Source organism: Desulfopila inferna (assembly GCF_016919005.1).
In the GTDB taxonomy this organism is placed as follows: domain Bacteria; phylum Desulfobacterota; class Desulfobulbia; order Desulfobulbales; family Desulfocapsaceae; genus Desulfopila_A; species Desulfopila_A inferna.
Window position 1 is genome coordinate 162283 of the sequence record NZ_JAFFQE010000002.1, and the last position, 14908, is coordinate 177190.

The 14908-nt window shown below is 47.9% G+C and carries 16 protein-coding genes and 1 pseudogene; 12 read left to right on the top strand and 5 right to left on the bottom strand.

Features of this window, described 5'->3' with window-relative positions; translation table 11 throughout:
* Positions 1-408 precede the first annotated feature (408 nt).
* Positions 409-771, bottom strand: coding sequence for a molybdenum cofactor biosynthesis protein MoaE (locus JWG88_RS04750; RefSeq protein ID WP_205232566.1), 363 nt, complete (start codon positions 769-771; stop codon positions 409-411).
* 246 nt (positions 772-1017) lie between these two features.
* Here JWG88_RS04750 and JWG88_RS04755 point away from each other — a divergent pair, with 246 nt between their 5' ends.
* The 7 genes from JWG88_RS04755 to JWG88_RS04785 all read left to right on the top strand — a co-directional run bounded on the left by JWG88_RS04755 (position 1018) and on the right by JWG88_RS04785 (position 6357).
* A complete protein-coding gene (locus tag JWG88_RS04755; protein ID WP_205232567.1) occupies positions 1018-2433 on the top strand; it encodes a sigma-54 interaction domain-containing protein in 1416 nt (471 codons plus the stop codon).
* A gap of 511 nt (positions 2434-2944) precedes the next feature.
* On the top strand, positions 2945-3325 hold the full coding sequence (locus JWG88_RS04760; RefSeq protein WP_205232568.1) for a hypothetical protein: 381 nt from the start codon (positions 2945-2947) through the stop codon (positions 3323-3325).
* Positions 3322-4176, top strand: a complete 855-nt coding sequence (locus JWG88_RS04765) for an ATP-binding protein (protein WP_205232569.1) — start codon at positions 3322-3324, stop codon at positions 4174-4176. The genes JWG88_RS04760 and JWG88_RS04765 overlap by 4 nt, the downstream gene beginning before the upstream one ends.
* Positions 4173-5072 (top strand): 4Fe-4S binding protein, encoded by a 900-nt coding sequence (locus JWG88_RS04770; RefSeq protein ID WP_205232570.1) that lies wholly within the window; start codon positions 4173-4175, stop codon positions 5070-5072. The genes JWG88_RS04765 and JWG88_RS04770 overlap by 4 nt, the downstream gene beginning before the upstream one ends.
* A gap of 17 nt (positions 5073-5089) precedes the next feature.
* Positions 5090-5473 (top strand): NifB/NifX family molybdenum-iron cluster-binding protein, encoded by a 384-nt coding sequence (locus JWG88_RS04775; protein ID WP_205232571.1) that lies wholly within the window; start codon positions 5090-5092, stop codon positions 5471-5473.
* A 22-nt stretch (positions 5474-5495) separates the two neighbouring features.
* On the top strand, positions 5496-5855 hold the full coding sequence (locus JWG88_RS04780) for a NifB/NifX family molybdenum-iron cluster-binding protein (RefSeq protein ID WP_205232572.1): 360 nt from the start codon (positions 5496-5498) through the stop codon (positions 5853-5855).
* A 43-nt stretch (positions 5856-5898) separates the two neighbouring features.
* Positions 5899-6357, top strand: coding sequence for an iron-sulfur cluster assembly scaffold protein (locus JWG88_RS04785; protein ID WP_205232573.1), 459 nt, complete (start codon positions 5899-5901; stop codon positions 6355-6357).
* A 133-nt stretch (positions 6358-6490) separates the two neighbouring features.
* Here the strand turns inward: JWG88_RS04785 and JWG88_RS22120 are convergent.
* Positions 6491-7543 (bottom strand): annotated as a pseudogene (locus tag JWG88_RS22120) (NAD(P)-dependent alcohol dehydrogenase).
* Between the two features lie 257 nt (positions 7544-7800).
* On the opposite strand from JWG88_RS22120, the gene JWG88_RS04800 reads away from it, so the two are divergent.
* From JWG88_RS04800 to JWG88_RS04810, 3 genes are all read left to right on the top strand, one after another.
* Positions 7801-8880 carry an MBL fold metallo-hydrolase gene (locus tag JWG88_RS04800; RefSeq protein ID WP_205232576.1) on the top strand — a complete coding sequence of 360 codons (1080 nt, stop codon included), beginning with the start codon at positions 7801-7803 and terminating at the stop codon, positions 8878-8880.
* A gap of 283 nt (positions 8881-9163) precedes the next feature.
* Positions 9164-10012 carry a GGDEF domain-containing protein gene (locus tag JWG88_RS04805; protein ID WP_205232577.1) on the top strand — a complete coding sequence of 283 codons (849 nt, stop codon included), beginning with the start codon at positions 9164-9166 and terminating at the stop codon, positions 10010-10012.
* Positions 10013-10284: 272 nt separating this feature from the next.
* The gene (locus JWG88_RS04810) at positions 10285-10800 is read left to right on the top strand and encodes a DUF4410 domain-containing protein (protein WP_205232578.1); all 516 of its coding nucleotides are present in this window, start codon (positions 10285-10287) and stop codon (positions 10798-10800) included.
* Between the two features lie 202 nt (positions 10801-11002).
* Here the strand turns inward: JWG88_RS04810 and JWG88_RS04815 are convergent, their stop codons facing one another.
* Entirely contained in the window at positions 11003-11350 is a 348-nt protein-coding gene (locus tag JWG88_RS04815) for an Hpt domain-containing protein (RefSeq protein WP_205232579.1), read from the bottom strand.
* A 926-nt stretch (positions 11351-12276) separates the two neighbouring features.
* Here JWG88_RS04815 and JWG88_RS04820 point away from each other — a divergent pair.
* Both JWG88_RS04820 and tsaA read left to right on the top strand, forming a co-directional pair.
* Positions 12277-12447 (top strand): hypothetical protein, encoded by a 171-nt coding sequence (locus tag JWG88_RS04820; protein ID WP_205232580.1) that lies wholly within the window; start codon positions 12277-12279, stop codon positions 12445-12447.
* A 158-nt stretch (positions 12448-12605) separates the two neighbouring features.
* Positions 12606-13073 carry a tRNA (N6-threonylcarbamoyladenosine(37)-N6)-methyltransferase TrmO gene (gene tsaA, locus JWG88_RS04825; protein WP_205232581.1) on the top strand — a complete coding sequence of 156 codons (468 nt, stop codon included), beginning with the start codon at positions 12606-12608 and terminating at the stop codon, positions 13071-13073.
* A gap of 130 nt (positions 13074-13203) precedes the next feature.
* On the opposite strand, the gene JWG88_RS04830 is transcribed toward tsaA, so the two are convergent.
* Both JWG88_RS04830 and JWG88_RS04835 read right to left on the bottom strand, forming a co-directional pair.
* Complete coding sequence (locus JWG88_RS04830; RefSeq protein ID WP_205232582.1) at positions 13204-13791, bottom strand: DJ-1/PfpI family protein; 588 nt, start codon at positions 13789-13791, stop codon at positions 13204-13206.
* Between the two features lie 28 nt (positions 13792-13819).
* Entirely contained in the window at positions 13820-14683 is an 864-nt protein-coding gene (locus JWG88_RS04835) for a histidinol-phosphatase (protein ID WP_205232583.1), read from the bottom strand.
* Between the last annotated feature and the right edge of the window lie 225 nt (positions 14684-14908).

The window sequence follows — 14908 nt, forward strand, 5'->3', positions numbered from 1 at the left end:
AAGTTCTTGGGATAGCGATTTATTCTGGTCAAACTTAAACCCATAATTATAAATACCTATTTTTTGATAAACCCTCTGAAAATCACGGGCTTGCGGCACGGCACACAGTCCTGCCGCTTTCCCCGTCCGGTACAGCGGGTCTTAAATTTATAAAAACGATTCTACTGAGAATGTATGCAGTACGGCCCTGGGAAGCAAGGTACTTACTTTAGAGGAGGCTGTTTATAAGCTTCCTGAAAACCGGATCAACGTGTTCAGTAACTGACTGACTTGCTGAAGAAGAGCAGGAATAGAGAATTACCAGAGCCGACAACACTTGTTACTGTCGCAATCATATGCCACAGTATGTGTCAACTATCAACAAAAAACGCCCGTGCTGTTACCTGCTGGAGGAAAAAGAAAAGGGTCTCATAGGAAATATTCTGTTTTGCTGGTGACCCCTGTCTTGATTTCATTGAGTGTATCGGTTAGCGCTGCGATAACATTTTCCCTGATGTCTCCCGCCACCACAATAAACATGACATCATCCCCAACCGCCAGGTTTTCTCCTTCATTTATCTCGACCAGAATCTCGATGATTCCTTGGCTCTTCTTCCGGGTTTCGACAATCTCCTGTAATTTTGACCAGTCAACCTTCACCGAAAGTCCGCTCACCTTCCTGCCATCACGGGATGTTTGCCGTACGACCCCGTTATGACAAAGGATCATTCCTGCCTGGGCATAATCCGGATGGCTTTTTACTTCTTTAATCAATTCGCTCAATGTTTTCATAATTCCTCGTATCGTCTTTATGTTCCGTTATCAATTGTCTTCAACAGAGCAATCCTGCAGCTGATAAGATAATTTGCAAGATACCCTATATCATGGTACAACATCATTATAAACAAATGCACACATCAAAGTCGGCAGAAGGTTCATTCATCCGACTCAGGGAAGCTGGATGAAGCTGTTGTCTTTTCACATACTTTTCGTTCTGGTTTTTTTGACAGAATATTTGGAAGCATATCGAAGAATCCCATGGACACCTCAAAAGACCTCACCGGCGCAGCCACACGGATCATTCTCGATTCCATCTCCGATGGTGTATTCACCGTTGATCACCATTTTTTCATTACCTCTTTCAACAGTGCAGCTGAAAAAATTACCGGTTTTACTAAAAAAGATGCCATAGGCAGGAATTGTCGGGAGATATTCCGGTCAAATATGTGCACAGGAGCATGCGCCCTCAAAAAAACCATGGAGGAGCAGCGGGGTTTTGTCAACAGTTCCACCACAATCACCAATCGTCAAGGGAAATCTATTCCGATTTCAGTATCAACGTCTCTTCTCAAAGATAATAAAGGCAGGGTGCTGGGAGGAGTGGAAACTTTTCGCGACCTGAGTATCGTCGAAGGTCTCAGGCGCGAACTGGAAGGAATAGTCAAAGTGGGCCGTATGTTTTCGCGAAACCGGGAAATGAAGCAGATCTTCTCTATTGTCCAACAGGTCGGAGAGAGTGAAGCGACGGTACTCATAGAAGGGGAAACAGGAACAGGCAAGGAACTGCTCTCCCGTGCCATTCATTCCTATTCATTACGACAGGATAAACGCTTTGTGGCAATAAACTGCGGCGCCCTTCCGGATACCCTGCTCGAATCGGAACTTTTCGGCTACAAGGCCGGAGCCTTTACCGGTGCCACTCATGACAAAGAGGGCCTCTTCGGCAGCGCCGGCCGAGGTACTGTGCTTCTTGATGAAATAGGCGACACCAGCCCAGCCTTTCAGGTTAAACTTCTTCGCCTCCTCGAAGAGAAAGAATTCCAGCCGCTGGGCAGCGTCAGAACCAGGAAGACCGAAGCACGGATTATTGCAGCAACAAATAAAAATCTTGCCGAAATGGTTGAACAGGAGACCTTTCGCCAGGATCTCTACTATCGTATCAATGTTATCCATCTCAAGCTCCCGCCACTGCACGACAGAGCCGAGGATATACCTCTTCTCCTTGAGCGTTTTATTGAAAGGATGAATAGCGTAAAAGGGTACAACGTTACAGCGATGTCTCCCGAAGCCTTGGAGATCCTGATGTCTCACAACTATCCCGGCAATATTCGGGAACTCGAAAATATTGTGGAGCATGCCTTTGTTCTTTGCCGCAAAGACATGATACAGCCTCACCATCTTCCACCTTCTCTGACCCGGAGAGCATCACCCACCCGCCAAAACAGCCAATCTTCCTTTGCGGATAATTCTATTCTTTCAGCAGTACAGGCGACCGAGCGGGAAATCATCGATGCTGCGCTCAAAGCTAATAATTATAACCGTCGTGCCGCCTCGAAGCAGCTCGGCATGCACACCTCAACGCTGTATCGGAAGATGCAAAAACTGCATATACGTCTACCTGAAGTTGACGGACGCTCCACCCGACTCACCTCGTCTTCCTATATTTCTTTATAAAAAAATCCTCATTACCCCTAATCCTCAACTCCAGACCACGAGATGCTAAATTTCAGGGGTAATCAGAAAAAAAAAGATAAAAAATCACAGAAGTTGTCGTATATCGATGAGTCCATCAAAATAGAATTGCTTATGGCAATATGGTCGCATCGCTTCCACCTAAACGCAATTGAACAAAACCTCTCGTGCATTGGTGTTGAAGAACCGGGCTCCCGGCCCCGGACTGTCGCGTTAATGCAGCATTATGCGTCGCTCTGCATGGTCGAATAGTAGCACATTTGCAGCGATCTCCTCACATTCTCAAAAAGACACGAAAAGCCATTTTGTGCATTTGCCCGTATACAGGCACTTTCCTCTAGTGGTTCCGTTTCTCACTCTTCTGGCACAGCTATTGCTCAAGCAACTTCAGCAGTAAAAGGACTTCAATAGGTAAACACTGCCTTGTCTCTGCTGTTTTCAAAGGAAACGAATGTTCGGGAGTTTGTCATAGAAATAGAGAAAAGGGAAACACATGACCATTGTAATTATCGGACAAGAGGCTGGAGAGCTGCAGAGTTTCATTGATCATCTTCGCATCAATGGCCATGAGGTCACCACTGTCTCATCTAAGGATGAAGTGCAATTGCTGCCTACTTTGGAGAACATTGAGACGGTCCTGGCACATGAGCGCGACCTTCTCCTGGTAAAGGAAATTATCAAACTTTTCCCGATGCTCAATTATGGGGTGATAAGCTCAGAACCCTCTGATGTTTTTCATGAACTAACGGAAGGCTATGGAATTTTCATGCAGCTTCCCTCTCCCCCAGGGCAAAAAGACGCTGATGAAATGCTGTCCAGGCTCCAGCATTTGCGTGGCTTTACCAAAATAGTTGCTGAAGGAGGGAGAAAATGATTATCAGCGTGGCCAGCGGCAAGGGAGGTACCGGCAAAACCACGGTATCCACAAATCTGGCAGCAGCACTACATGAGAAGGTTACTTTTCTGGATTGTGATGTTGAAGAACCAAATGCGCATCTCTTTCTCCGGCCTGAGATAGAGAAAAACGACAAGGTATATACCCTCATTCCTGAAATTGACGAAGACCGTTGCGATCAATGCCATAAATGCGTTGATATCTGCCGATTCGGGGCGATAACAGTAGTGGGTAAATCCTTCCTGCTCTTTCCCGAGCTGTGCCATAGCTGCGGCGGCTGCATCGTGGTATGCCCGCAGAAATGTCTGTCGGAAGGGAAAAGAGAGCTTGGTTACATAGAATCGGGGAAATCGGGGACCATCAATTTTCACCGTGGCGTTCTCCGTATAGGTGAAGCGATGTCGCCTCCACTGATTAAGCAATTACGCAAAAAAGGCAGCACCGCCGATCCGGTGATTATCGATGCACCTCCGGGTACATCCTGCCCGGTAATCGCGGCCATGCATGGCGTCGATTATATCGTGCTGGTCACCGAACCCACCCCCTTTGGTCTGCATGATCTCCGGCTCGCTCACGAGACCGTCAAGGAACTCGGTATCCCCTGTGGACTGGTGATCAATCGCGCCGATCTGGGCGACAGCAAAGTGCAAGAATACGCGAAAGACAACAATTTGCCGATTCTGCTTGAGATTCCTTTCAGCAAACAGATCGCCGAACTCTATTCGCGCGGGATCATGATGGTCGATGAGCTGCATGAATGGAGAGAGGTATTCAGAAATCTCTATGTAGATATTGAACGACAGGTGACCACGGCAAGGAGCACATCATGAAAGAATTTGTCATTATCAGCGGCAAAGGCGGCACGGGAAAGACCAGCCTTACCGCAGCCTTTGCCCATTTAGCAGACTTTCCCGTTCTTTGCGACGCAGACGTTGATGCAGCGGATCTGCATCTCCTTCTGTCCCCTGAGATCAGGGAACGCCATGACTTTATGGGCGGCAATCTCGCCGTAATAAATCAGAACGCCTGCAGCGAGTGCGGCTACTGCAGGAAGCTCTGCAGGTTTGATGCTATCTCCCCAGAATTCAGGGTTGACCCGATCAGCTGCGAAGGCTGCGGTGTCTGCGTTGATCTCTGCCCGGAAAAGGCTATCGACTTTCCACAGCAAAGATGCGGTGAATGGTTCATCTCGGAAACACCCGCAGGCCCTATGGTGCATGCCAGGCTTGGGATTGCCGAGGAAAATTCCGGCAAACTGGTCAGCCTGATTCGGCGCCAGGCCCAGCAGCTGGCAGAGAAGAACAATCATGAACTGATAATCACCGACGGACCTCCAGGTATAGGTTGTCCGGTGATCGCCGCAATGACCGGGGCTCATGCCGTGGTCATCGTCGTCGAACCAACGATTTCGGGAATGCACGACGTACAGCGGGTCGCCTCGCTTGCACATCATTTCGGCATCGCGGCCATGCTCTGCGTCAACCGCTTCGACATCAATCTTGAGGTGACAGAAGAGATAGAGCTATTTGCCAAACACCAAGGGATAACGGTCCTGCCGCGAATCCCCTTTGATCCCTCGTTCACCATGGCCATGGTTGAGGCAAAAACTCTGGTCGAATACGCGCCGGATTCGGAAACTTCCACCATAATTAAGGATGTATGGAAAACCATATACACCACCACGGTGCAGAAAATCAACCAACCATTAATTACAAAAATCGTATAAAAAAGGAGCACCATAGCATGAAAACAATGCGAGTAGCTATTCCTTCGAATGGATTGGGAGGTCTGGACGGCACCCGGGCAGGTCACTTCGGCCATTGTGATGTTTTTACCGTCATAGATTGTCAAAATGGCGAAATCGTCGATGTAACCACCATAAAAAACGAGGAGCATGTCCAGGGCGGCTGTATGGTTCCGGTTAATCTGCTCGCCGGACACAAGGTCGATGCCCTTTTGGTCGGCGGTATCGGCATGCGCCCCCTGATGGGCTTCAAAGAGGCGGGGATCAGGGTTTACCATGAAGCCGAGCGCGCTGAAATACGAGCTGTTATCGATGATCTGATCGCCGGAAGAATTCCTGAAATCCGCAGTGATCAGGTCTGCGGCGGCGGTGGCGGCCAGTGAAAATGATGCAGGAGGAATACAAATGAAAATCGCAGTCACATCAACAGGCAGGACCCTGCAGGATCCCGTGGATCCCCGTTTCGGCAGGGCGGCCTTTATTCTCATCGTCGATACGGATACCATGGAGTTTGAATGTATCGACAATACTCCCAATATCAACGCCTTCAAAGGAGCAGGCATTCAGAGCGCCGGCATGATCAGCGACCGTGGTGCGGAAATTCTTTTGACCGGGTATTGCGGACCAAACGCCTTCCGCACCGCTCAGGCAGCAGGCATAAAGGTGGTCAGCGATGTCAGCGGCACGGGAGAAGAGGCGGTCAAACAATTCCTTGCGGGGTCGCTTACCTACAGCAACACCCCCAATGCCGATGGTCACTGGTAATGGCAAATAACAGCTCTATTAACTCAACCAATAGAAAAGACAGATGAACAGCAACAAACTGGATATATTCCTCGACGAACTCCAGGAGGACATCCTCGAGGACACCTACAGGGCCTATGGCCCCAAAGGCTATGACCGCTGGCTCAACCCTCGATATTGTTATATATTGGACTCTCCCGACAGCTGGGCATCATTGACCGGTGACTGCGGGGACAGGATCGATATTTATCTACAAATAGACAAGATTAAAAATATTGTCAGCGATGGTTCATATCAGACCACGGGATGCGCTTCCAGTTCGATTTGCGGATCGTTTGCAGTGGAAATGGCGATTGGTAAAAGTCCTGATGAAATCCTTGATATGTCGGCAGCGACACTGCTTAACGAATTAGGGGGGTTTCCCAAAGAGGAAGAGCATTGTGCTCATCTCGCCATAACTACAGTCAAGGAGGCAATCAACCTCTACATGCAGAACCAGGCAGCAAAGCACACTACAAACTGACACATTCATTTGCAGCGGCCCCAAGGGCAAATCCCCTCTTCCTCCAGGGATTTGCCTTTCTGTCTGTCGTCGGAGATATCTCAGATTATTCCACCTGGTCAGGACGACTTTCCTATCAAAGAGGACCCGATCATCAAAAGAGAATCAGGGGCTTTATCACTCCATCTTCCTTTGACTCCATCATCTGAAAAGCCTTTTCAATGTCCTTGAAATCAAATGTATGCGAAGTCATGGGCGTGGGGTCCACCCTGCCGGTTTCAATCAGTCGGAGCAGCCGCGACATGCGCTCTTTCCCACCCGGGCAGAGGGCTGTCCTGATGGTTTTATCACTCATTCCCACACCCCAGGCAATCCGCGGGATGTTCACGATATCACCCTTGCCGTGATAGCCGATGTTGGAGATGGTGCCCCCCGGACGGGTAACCTTGATACAGTTTTCAAATGTTTTCTGTGAACCGAACGATTCTATACTTGAGTCGACTCCTTCACCATCGGTAATCTCTAAAATAGCTTCGACCGGATCCTTTTCATTGAAATCAATCACCAGATCCGCACCAAAATGCTTGGCCAATTCCTTACGTTTAGGAATGCCTTCAACTGCAATCACCAGTCCCGCTCCCAAAAGACGTGAGCCCACCGTTGCCATCAGCCCCACGGGGCCCTGGGCGAAAACGGCGACACTGCCGCCGATAGGGATATTCGCATGCTCGGCACCGACAAATCCCGTGGACATCATATCCGTAGCTTAAACAGCTGACTCGTCAGGTACAGCAGGAGGTATCAGAGCAATGTTGGCTTCGGCATTGTTAACAAGAAAACATTCTGCAAACACACCATCTTTTACATTGGCAAATTTCCAACCGCCGAGCATCTCCGTACACTGGGAGGTATAGCCCCTGAGACAATTGCGGCAGCTGTAGCATGGGGTGATGGCGTTCACGGCAACCCGGTCTCCTTCCTTGACGCACTTCACTTCACTGCCGAGCTTCTCAACAATGCCGACAGCCTCATGCCCCAGCGTCAGATCCTGCCGTTCACCGTTACCACCACCAACCGTGTGGGTGTCCGAGGTGCAGATCAGTGCCTTGGTGGTTTTAATGATCGCCCCGGTCGGTCCGGGATCTTCGGGGACAGGTTTCTCCATAATTCCAACTTTCCCAATGGAGCGCATAACGAATGTCTGCATCATTTTAGCCATAACTGTTCCTCCCAGCACTTAGCGGTTAACGTTCAATAGGTGGAATCCCTATGATTATTGTTTTTTAGAACATCTACTGTGATATAACAGACCGCAAAAAGCATGCCACACTCTTGTGATAGGGATAAACAGTTTCATGGATAATTTTTACAGCTCTGCCTATAATAGAAAGAACATGGTAGAAAGACATAATAATTGAAACACCCGGTACATATCTCTGTCCAAAAGCTGTTCAGGAGAATGATATGATCAGATTCCCTGTCATGATTGCCGCTCTGACCTCGGCATTCCTGATATCATCCTGTTTCTTAAAACCGCCTTCCTTTAATGAACAGAAATGGCTGGAAACTGTAGAAAATACAGACATAAAGGATCTCTATGCGCAAAATTTCCGTGACGGCGCCTTTACTAATCCCTGGCTTGTTCAGAAGGAGCGGTCTTTCGCTGATTTTCTTCGTTGGCGTTTTACCAAATCGCCATCCTACAGCGAAAAAGCTGAAGATAACAAACCGAAAATTATACCGGACCTGATGGAGCGCATTGAGGCTCTGGACCCCGCTGAAAATTTCCTTGTCTGGATCGGCCACGCCACCTTTCTCTTTCGGATTCAGGGAGAATACTGGCTTACCGATCCTATCTTCACCGAACGCGCCCTTATACCAAAACGCATCATCCCACCGGCAATTCGTGCTGATGATATCTCTCATCTCAGGCCACTCCATATCCTGCTTTCCCACAATCATTATGACCATCTCGACAAGGCGTCGCTGCGGGATCTTCCCGTACACGCTTCCTTTCATGTTCCCAAGGGACTTGGAGAATATGTTGCCTCCCTGGTAAAAGGTCCCGTCAGCGAGATGAACTGGTGGGACGAGAAGAAAATGGACAGCGGCGCCACAATCACCTGTCTCCCGGCTCAGCATTGGTCAAGACGTCTTTTCCAAGGCTATAACACCACCCTGTGGGCTAGCTATATGGTGAGTTATGCAGGCAAAAACATCTATTTTGGCGGAGACAGCGGGTATTTTAAAGGGTATCGTGAAATAGGAAATCTATTCGATAATATTGATTTTGCCCTGCTGCCCATCACCGCATATGAACCCCGCTGGTTCATGCATTATCCCCATATTGACACCAGAGAGGCAATCCGCGCCTTTGAGGATCTTGGCGCGGAATACTTTATCCCCACGCAATGGGGTACTTTCAAACTCGGCGATAATCCGCCCGGACTTCCTCCTCTCGACCTGCGCAGAAATATCGACGAGATGCAGCTCAACCCTGAACGATTTCTGATCCTTGATATCGGCAGTTTGCATCGGTTTTAATCTAAACCCGTTGACCTTGGCCATAGAGGCCAATTCACGGATTTCGACATCAGGTTTCATGTTTTTTTTGCAGCTCCCAAGGGGGTGCTGCCCTGAATAAAAGTTTCTCGAGAGTAAAGCACTTTACGCTCTTCAGTGCAAATTGCCGGTTTCCACTGTATATTGAAGATGAGAGAACGATGATGGCAGGACAGGATTAACGGCTTCGTAAAACTTCAATCTCCAAGACAAGAATAATTTTCCGTCGAAATACGATGCTTGCTCAAAAAACAGGTTGTCACCCATGCGCAATACAATTTCAAATCCGATACACGAGTTTATTGCAGCCGCGAGCAAATCATACAGCTACAATGTGCTTGAAAATGTCTATATCTGGTTCGGATTCTTATGGGGTTTGCCGATTCCACTGGTAACAATCTTCTTCGAGATGCATGTGCTTGAGGAAAGTGGAATTGATCAAGGGATACTGACCACCCTGAGCTCACCGGTGCAATGGTTTTTTCTCGCCCATCCCCTGCTCTTCGGAATTCTTTTCGGGATCCTCGGGACCATACGATATGCAAAGGACAGCGAACTGAAAAGTACTATCAGCCAACTCAATGATCTGACAATTCACGATGCCTTGACCGGACTGAAGAATCGACGCTATTTTGCCCATATTTTCCACGATGAATGTGCCCGCAGCATGAGACGCAGAGAACCGCTGGCTCTCCTCTTTCTCGACATCGATTTTTTCAAGCAGATAAACGATGTCCACGGCCATCACTTCGGAGACATTGTCCTTAAAGAATTAGGAGCCTATCTCCTGAAAGAATGCCGGCCCTATGATACCCCGGTGCGCTGGGGAGGAGAGGAATTTCTGATTCTTCTGCGGGCTACCGATGAAGCTGCAGCAGTCATTTTTGCGGAAAGAATTCGACGAGGGGTCGAATCCGGTCTCGGATTAGCTATTGCCATGCCGGTAACCATATCCATCGGCCTGGCGCAATATCAACAGAATGACACCTTGGAAACCTTGACTGAGCGGGCTGACCAGGCACTTTACCATGCCAAACAGACCGGCAGGAACAAAACTGTTTCCTGGAAAGCATTACAGTCTGCCCGAAAATCACCACAGGCTGATCGGGAGTGATCGATATTTCGATTCTCGCCACACTTTATAAAAAGATCCTCCAACGCCTCAAATCATGCCTGTCCAATCCCGCTTGCCCTTTTGGCTTACCGGCAATATTACTTCTTCGATCACATACCCCAGCTCCTTCAGTCGTGCCTATCAGGCAGAATTGTCGCGTATTATTTGATAGGCAGCCTCCAGGACACCAGCTGCAACATAGTAATTGAAATTTCAGCTCTATTAGAGTAATGAGCATAATCATAACTACCTCTTTAACCCTGGAGAAAAATATGCGAAAAATTACACTGTTATTATCACTGTTGTTGCTTATCGGAACCATTGGCGGCTGTGGCGGAAAAAAACGAGTGAACCTCAATCCGGGTGTTCCTCAGAATATCGCGGTACTCACTCTCGACGGTAATCTCGCCGGGCAAACTGAAGACCAGAAAAGGGAACTCGATATAGTTATGCGGTGGATGGATCGCGATATTATTAGCAGTCTGAAGCGATCGGGCCTCAATGCCGTACTGATCAAGGACAAGAAAAACTACTCAAAAAATATGGGAAAGCTGCTCATTGTCGATGTCGATGCCTTTAATCCAGGCAGCCGGGCGGCCCGGGCTTTTGTGGGTTATGGCGCTGGAGCGTCCTCGCTCGGTCTTGATTACTCTCTGCACGGTGAGGACGGTAAAAACTTACTGGCCTGGAAGGATAGCGTCGGCTCCAGTAAAGGCGGGACCTATTGTGCCCAGACACTTAATAGAAATGCCACGGAAAAAGTAGTCGTTTTCCTTAATAATAACTGAGTCGAGCATAATCAGCTCATTCCGCCCTTACCATTTCCAATGACATGCAATCTCATCGGACATGCTGAGGGCGTTTTCATTTCCGGGTCCCTCCAGGCAACCACAACGACATGTTATCACTAAGGTGGCCTACCAAAAAGCAGCGACAAAACTCCCAGATGACCAGCAACCTATGTTTACGGTATATCCCTGAAATGAGGCATTATCCAGGATTGACGGAAGCTGACTTGATTATGGCAAGTTGGCTGTCGATCTCATTGAGGAGAGCTTCCAAAGCGGAATAATCATCTTGCCGAGCTGCATCCTCCGTCTCCAGCATGAGCTGATGCAGAATTTCGGCACCGACATTGCCTGCCGCGCCTTTTAGCTTATGCGCCTGACGTTTAATAGCCTCAACGTCTTTGTCATTAAAAGCCCGGTGCAGAGCCTCTATTTGGAGGGGAAGATCCTTACAGAATTCCGCCAGCACTATTTTCGTCAGATCTTCATCCTGCATAAGCCGGTTATAGAGCGCTTCGGTATTGAGTGGTTGCAGCCCCTGTCGTGACATCTTTATATCCTCCCTTCAACCAGCGGCATGGTCATATTCTCAACCGCCTCATTGCGAAACAGCCACTCTCCATATTGCGGAGTAGTGAATATTGTTAAAATGGTTTGCGTTCATGATCATACATTGCCGTAGCCAGAGAAAGACTAGCGGATCAATATATTATATTGCAGAACGAAAAAAGACACCTCTTCAGATAAAGTAAACCTGAAACCGTTTGCTACCAGTTTTAAAAGTACAGCACACAGTCGGCCGATATCAGCTATCACACTTCTTTTCCGCAAAACCAAACCCGAAAACTGCCCCTGGGTAATGCTGAAGATCGAACCTTTTTACGATACCGTCGACCATCCTGGTGTTAAGTATCTCTATCGCCGGTCGTCTGCGAGGTTTTGTGTAGTCCCATACTCTGCAGCCATTGTTGCACAAGTAGCAGGCTAATGTCCATGAGTTTAAATCTTTTTTTTGAAACACATGTAGATGGAGTTCAGCTTAACTCTCCTTTTGTTACCCAATTAAACTTACCAAAAATATTTGAGTTTTCAGGCTACAGAAATATCGGGAATAAGTATCTTTCCTTCTGGCGTTTGACATTTTCGCAGAATTAGGCCATACTGTGATGGTATTACATTCCAGGAGTGAACAACGGGGGGATCTCTCTCCCATGTTTCCGGCAAAGTCCGATCATAACAGTGGAAAAATAAGGTAGCGGGTATTTCTATTTCAATTCTCGCTCGGGTGCACACTTATCTTCACTGCTTCATACTGTAGTGGGTGATTCAATTGGTATTGCCTGCTCCGTCTCGGCACTGCTTTTCCATAAAACACAGTAGCCGTCCTAATTTCAGGCATCGGTCGGCAGACACCGCACTCCTTCAACGGCTGTTGTTTTTTGATTATCAGCAGTAAAAAAATATAGTGGAGTAATTATGAAAGGAAAAATTACAAAAGACATTCTTCTTCGTGTAGGTAAAGGCGTCATGCGCATTCCCCGCAGTAAAGATGAAATAGTTCAGGAACCCCAGCGTTTTTCCCCCGACCAGTCCCCCTCGCTTGAGAATGATAAACATTTGCCCTCCCGCAAAAGCAAACGTTCCTGAATACTATCCGCCAGACCGGTTTCGCTGACGATATATTTAACCCGGTTGAGCTGAATAGGACTAAGCCGATTTTTTTTCGACATCAGATTTTCTTTGCAGGACGCGGCTCTATAAAGTTAAAATAAATAGAAAAAATCCGCAAAAATGAGGAAGCCTTTATGCAATCGATCGGCATTATCAGATCACCCTTTACCGAACTGGCCAATATGCCAATTCAGCCCAAAGGCGCCGCCGGGGCTGAAGGTACTATTATCGTTGATCCTCAATTTGAACGCGGTCTTGACGATCTGGACGGTTTCAGCCACATCTATCTTCTCTACCTGTTTCATAAGGCAGACAGAACAGAACTGACTGTCGTACCCTTTATGGACGATTCCCCTCGGGGAGTTTTTTCGACACGATCACCTTTGCGTCCAGGACATATAGGTCTTTCCATCGTTGAACTGCTCGGGCGGCAAGGCAATGAGCTCAAGGTCAGAGGGATTGATATTCTTGACCAGACACCGCTCCTCGACATCAAGCCGTATATTGCGGAATTCGATGAGGTAAAGGAGAGCCGGTCGGGATGGTTATGTGCCAGTGAAGAGGAAGTGCGTAAAAAAAGATCGGATAGACGTTTTACGTAACACCAGCAGAAGAACGGAAAACCGTATTTCTATGTTCTTCCGAAAGTCCTCAATTCTAATCCCTTAAAGCCGATAAGCGATCCCTGTAACTCAAGCCCGCCCCATTGTTCCAACTCGGAGATTTTTTCAGTTATGGAGTGATCTCGGTACCCAGAACCTTGAGAAATTCACGGATCCACTGTGGATGTGCAGGCCAGGCCGGTGCCGTCACGAGATTGCCGTCTACATGAGCATCGGAGAATGTTTCATTGTTGGCAATCCAGGTACCTCCTGCGACTTCGACATCAGGGCCACAGGCGGGATAGGCTGAACATGACCTGCCTTTCAGCACTCCTGCCGCCACCAGGATCTGCGGACCATGACACACTGCGGCGATGGGCTTGCTGTTTTTGTCGAAATGGCGCACGATCTCCAGTACCCTGGCATTGAGGCGCAGATATTCGGGAGCTCTGCCGCCCGGGATAACCAGGGCGTCGAACTGCTCCGGGTCAATGGTGGCAAAATCGGCGGTTATCATGAAGTCATGTCCCGGTTTTTCAGAATATGTCTGATCTCCCTCGAAATCGTGAATAGCCGTTTTCACCGTATTACCCGCCTTCTTCTCAGGACAGACCGTTTCCACATCGTGCCCTACCATCAACAACATCTGATAAGGTACCATTGCCTCATAATCTTCTACAAAATCACCAACAAGCATCAGTATTTTTTTCATTGCCATTGCTGTTTCTCCTTATTTATCCCGATATTCAGATATTTCCCTTTTTATACAGAGCAGGTGTTCGCCAGTTGGTATTAAATCCCAGTTTTTCCAGCTCGAGCATGGCCCTGTCTATATACAAACCAATCGAGTCAGCCCCATGTGAGTCATCACCAGGCACCACGGCAATTTCCCGTTGACGCGCCAGAGAAAGGATTTCTCTGCTTACATATGGCTCATCAGCTCCTTTCAGCAGGGCACGTAGATTATAATCGAGAATTAATCCCTCCTGCTGAATGAAATCCAGATTTCGCTCAATACGCTCCATAACAGGCGGCTTTTTCAACCTGTTTCTATATTGCGGATCATAGATGCGGATGAGGTCAAAATGCCCAACCACCGCCGGTTTAAAATACTTCAGCATCTCAAACTGCTGGTCGAAATATCGACAATAGAGATTATCCATTCCACCCGCACTGTGTGCAGCCTCGGCATACATATCCGGCGAATAGTCAATTGGCATATCATCGACATGATGAACTGAACCGACAATATAATCAGGTTCAAACTCCTCCAGGAATCTCCCGACCATCTCCCGATACCCCTTACACGTCTCGATCTCCATTCCGACAAAAAGGATTACCTGGTGCCGATACTTGTGCTGCAGTCTGCGACCCTCCCGAACGTATTGCCCAAAACGATGGTTGAGGAACTCTACGGTGAATCCCGCCTTTTTTTCTTCCGGGTACAAAAACTCATCCGCGAGTGCAGGCATATGTTCGGTTATGCCGACCCACGAAAAGCCGGTGGCAATATATGCTTCTATGATTTCTTCCAAAGAATCAGTGGCATGACTGCAGAATTGGCCGCTATGACCGCCATGCACCGATACCCTTGCTGGATTTTTTTTCATGGGATACTCACGGAATTGGATATATTCAGGTGACAGCCATCTCTTTTTGAAGCGGCAATTGAATGTGATATCGCCTTTCGCTCAAACCCGGGATGTTTTTTTTGGTATGAAATGCTCATCACTCCTTTAACTTCCTAAAAATATACATATATTATTTTCAAGCTCAGATGGTTCATCTCATGATGCAAGAAAAGAATCCGTCCAAGGGTTCATATCCGGTTCTCG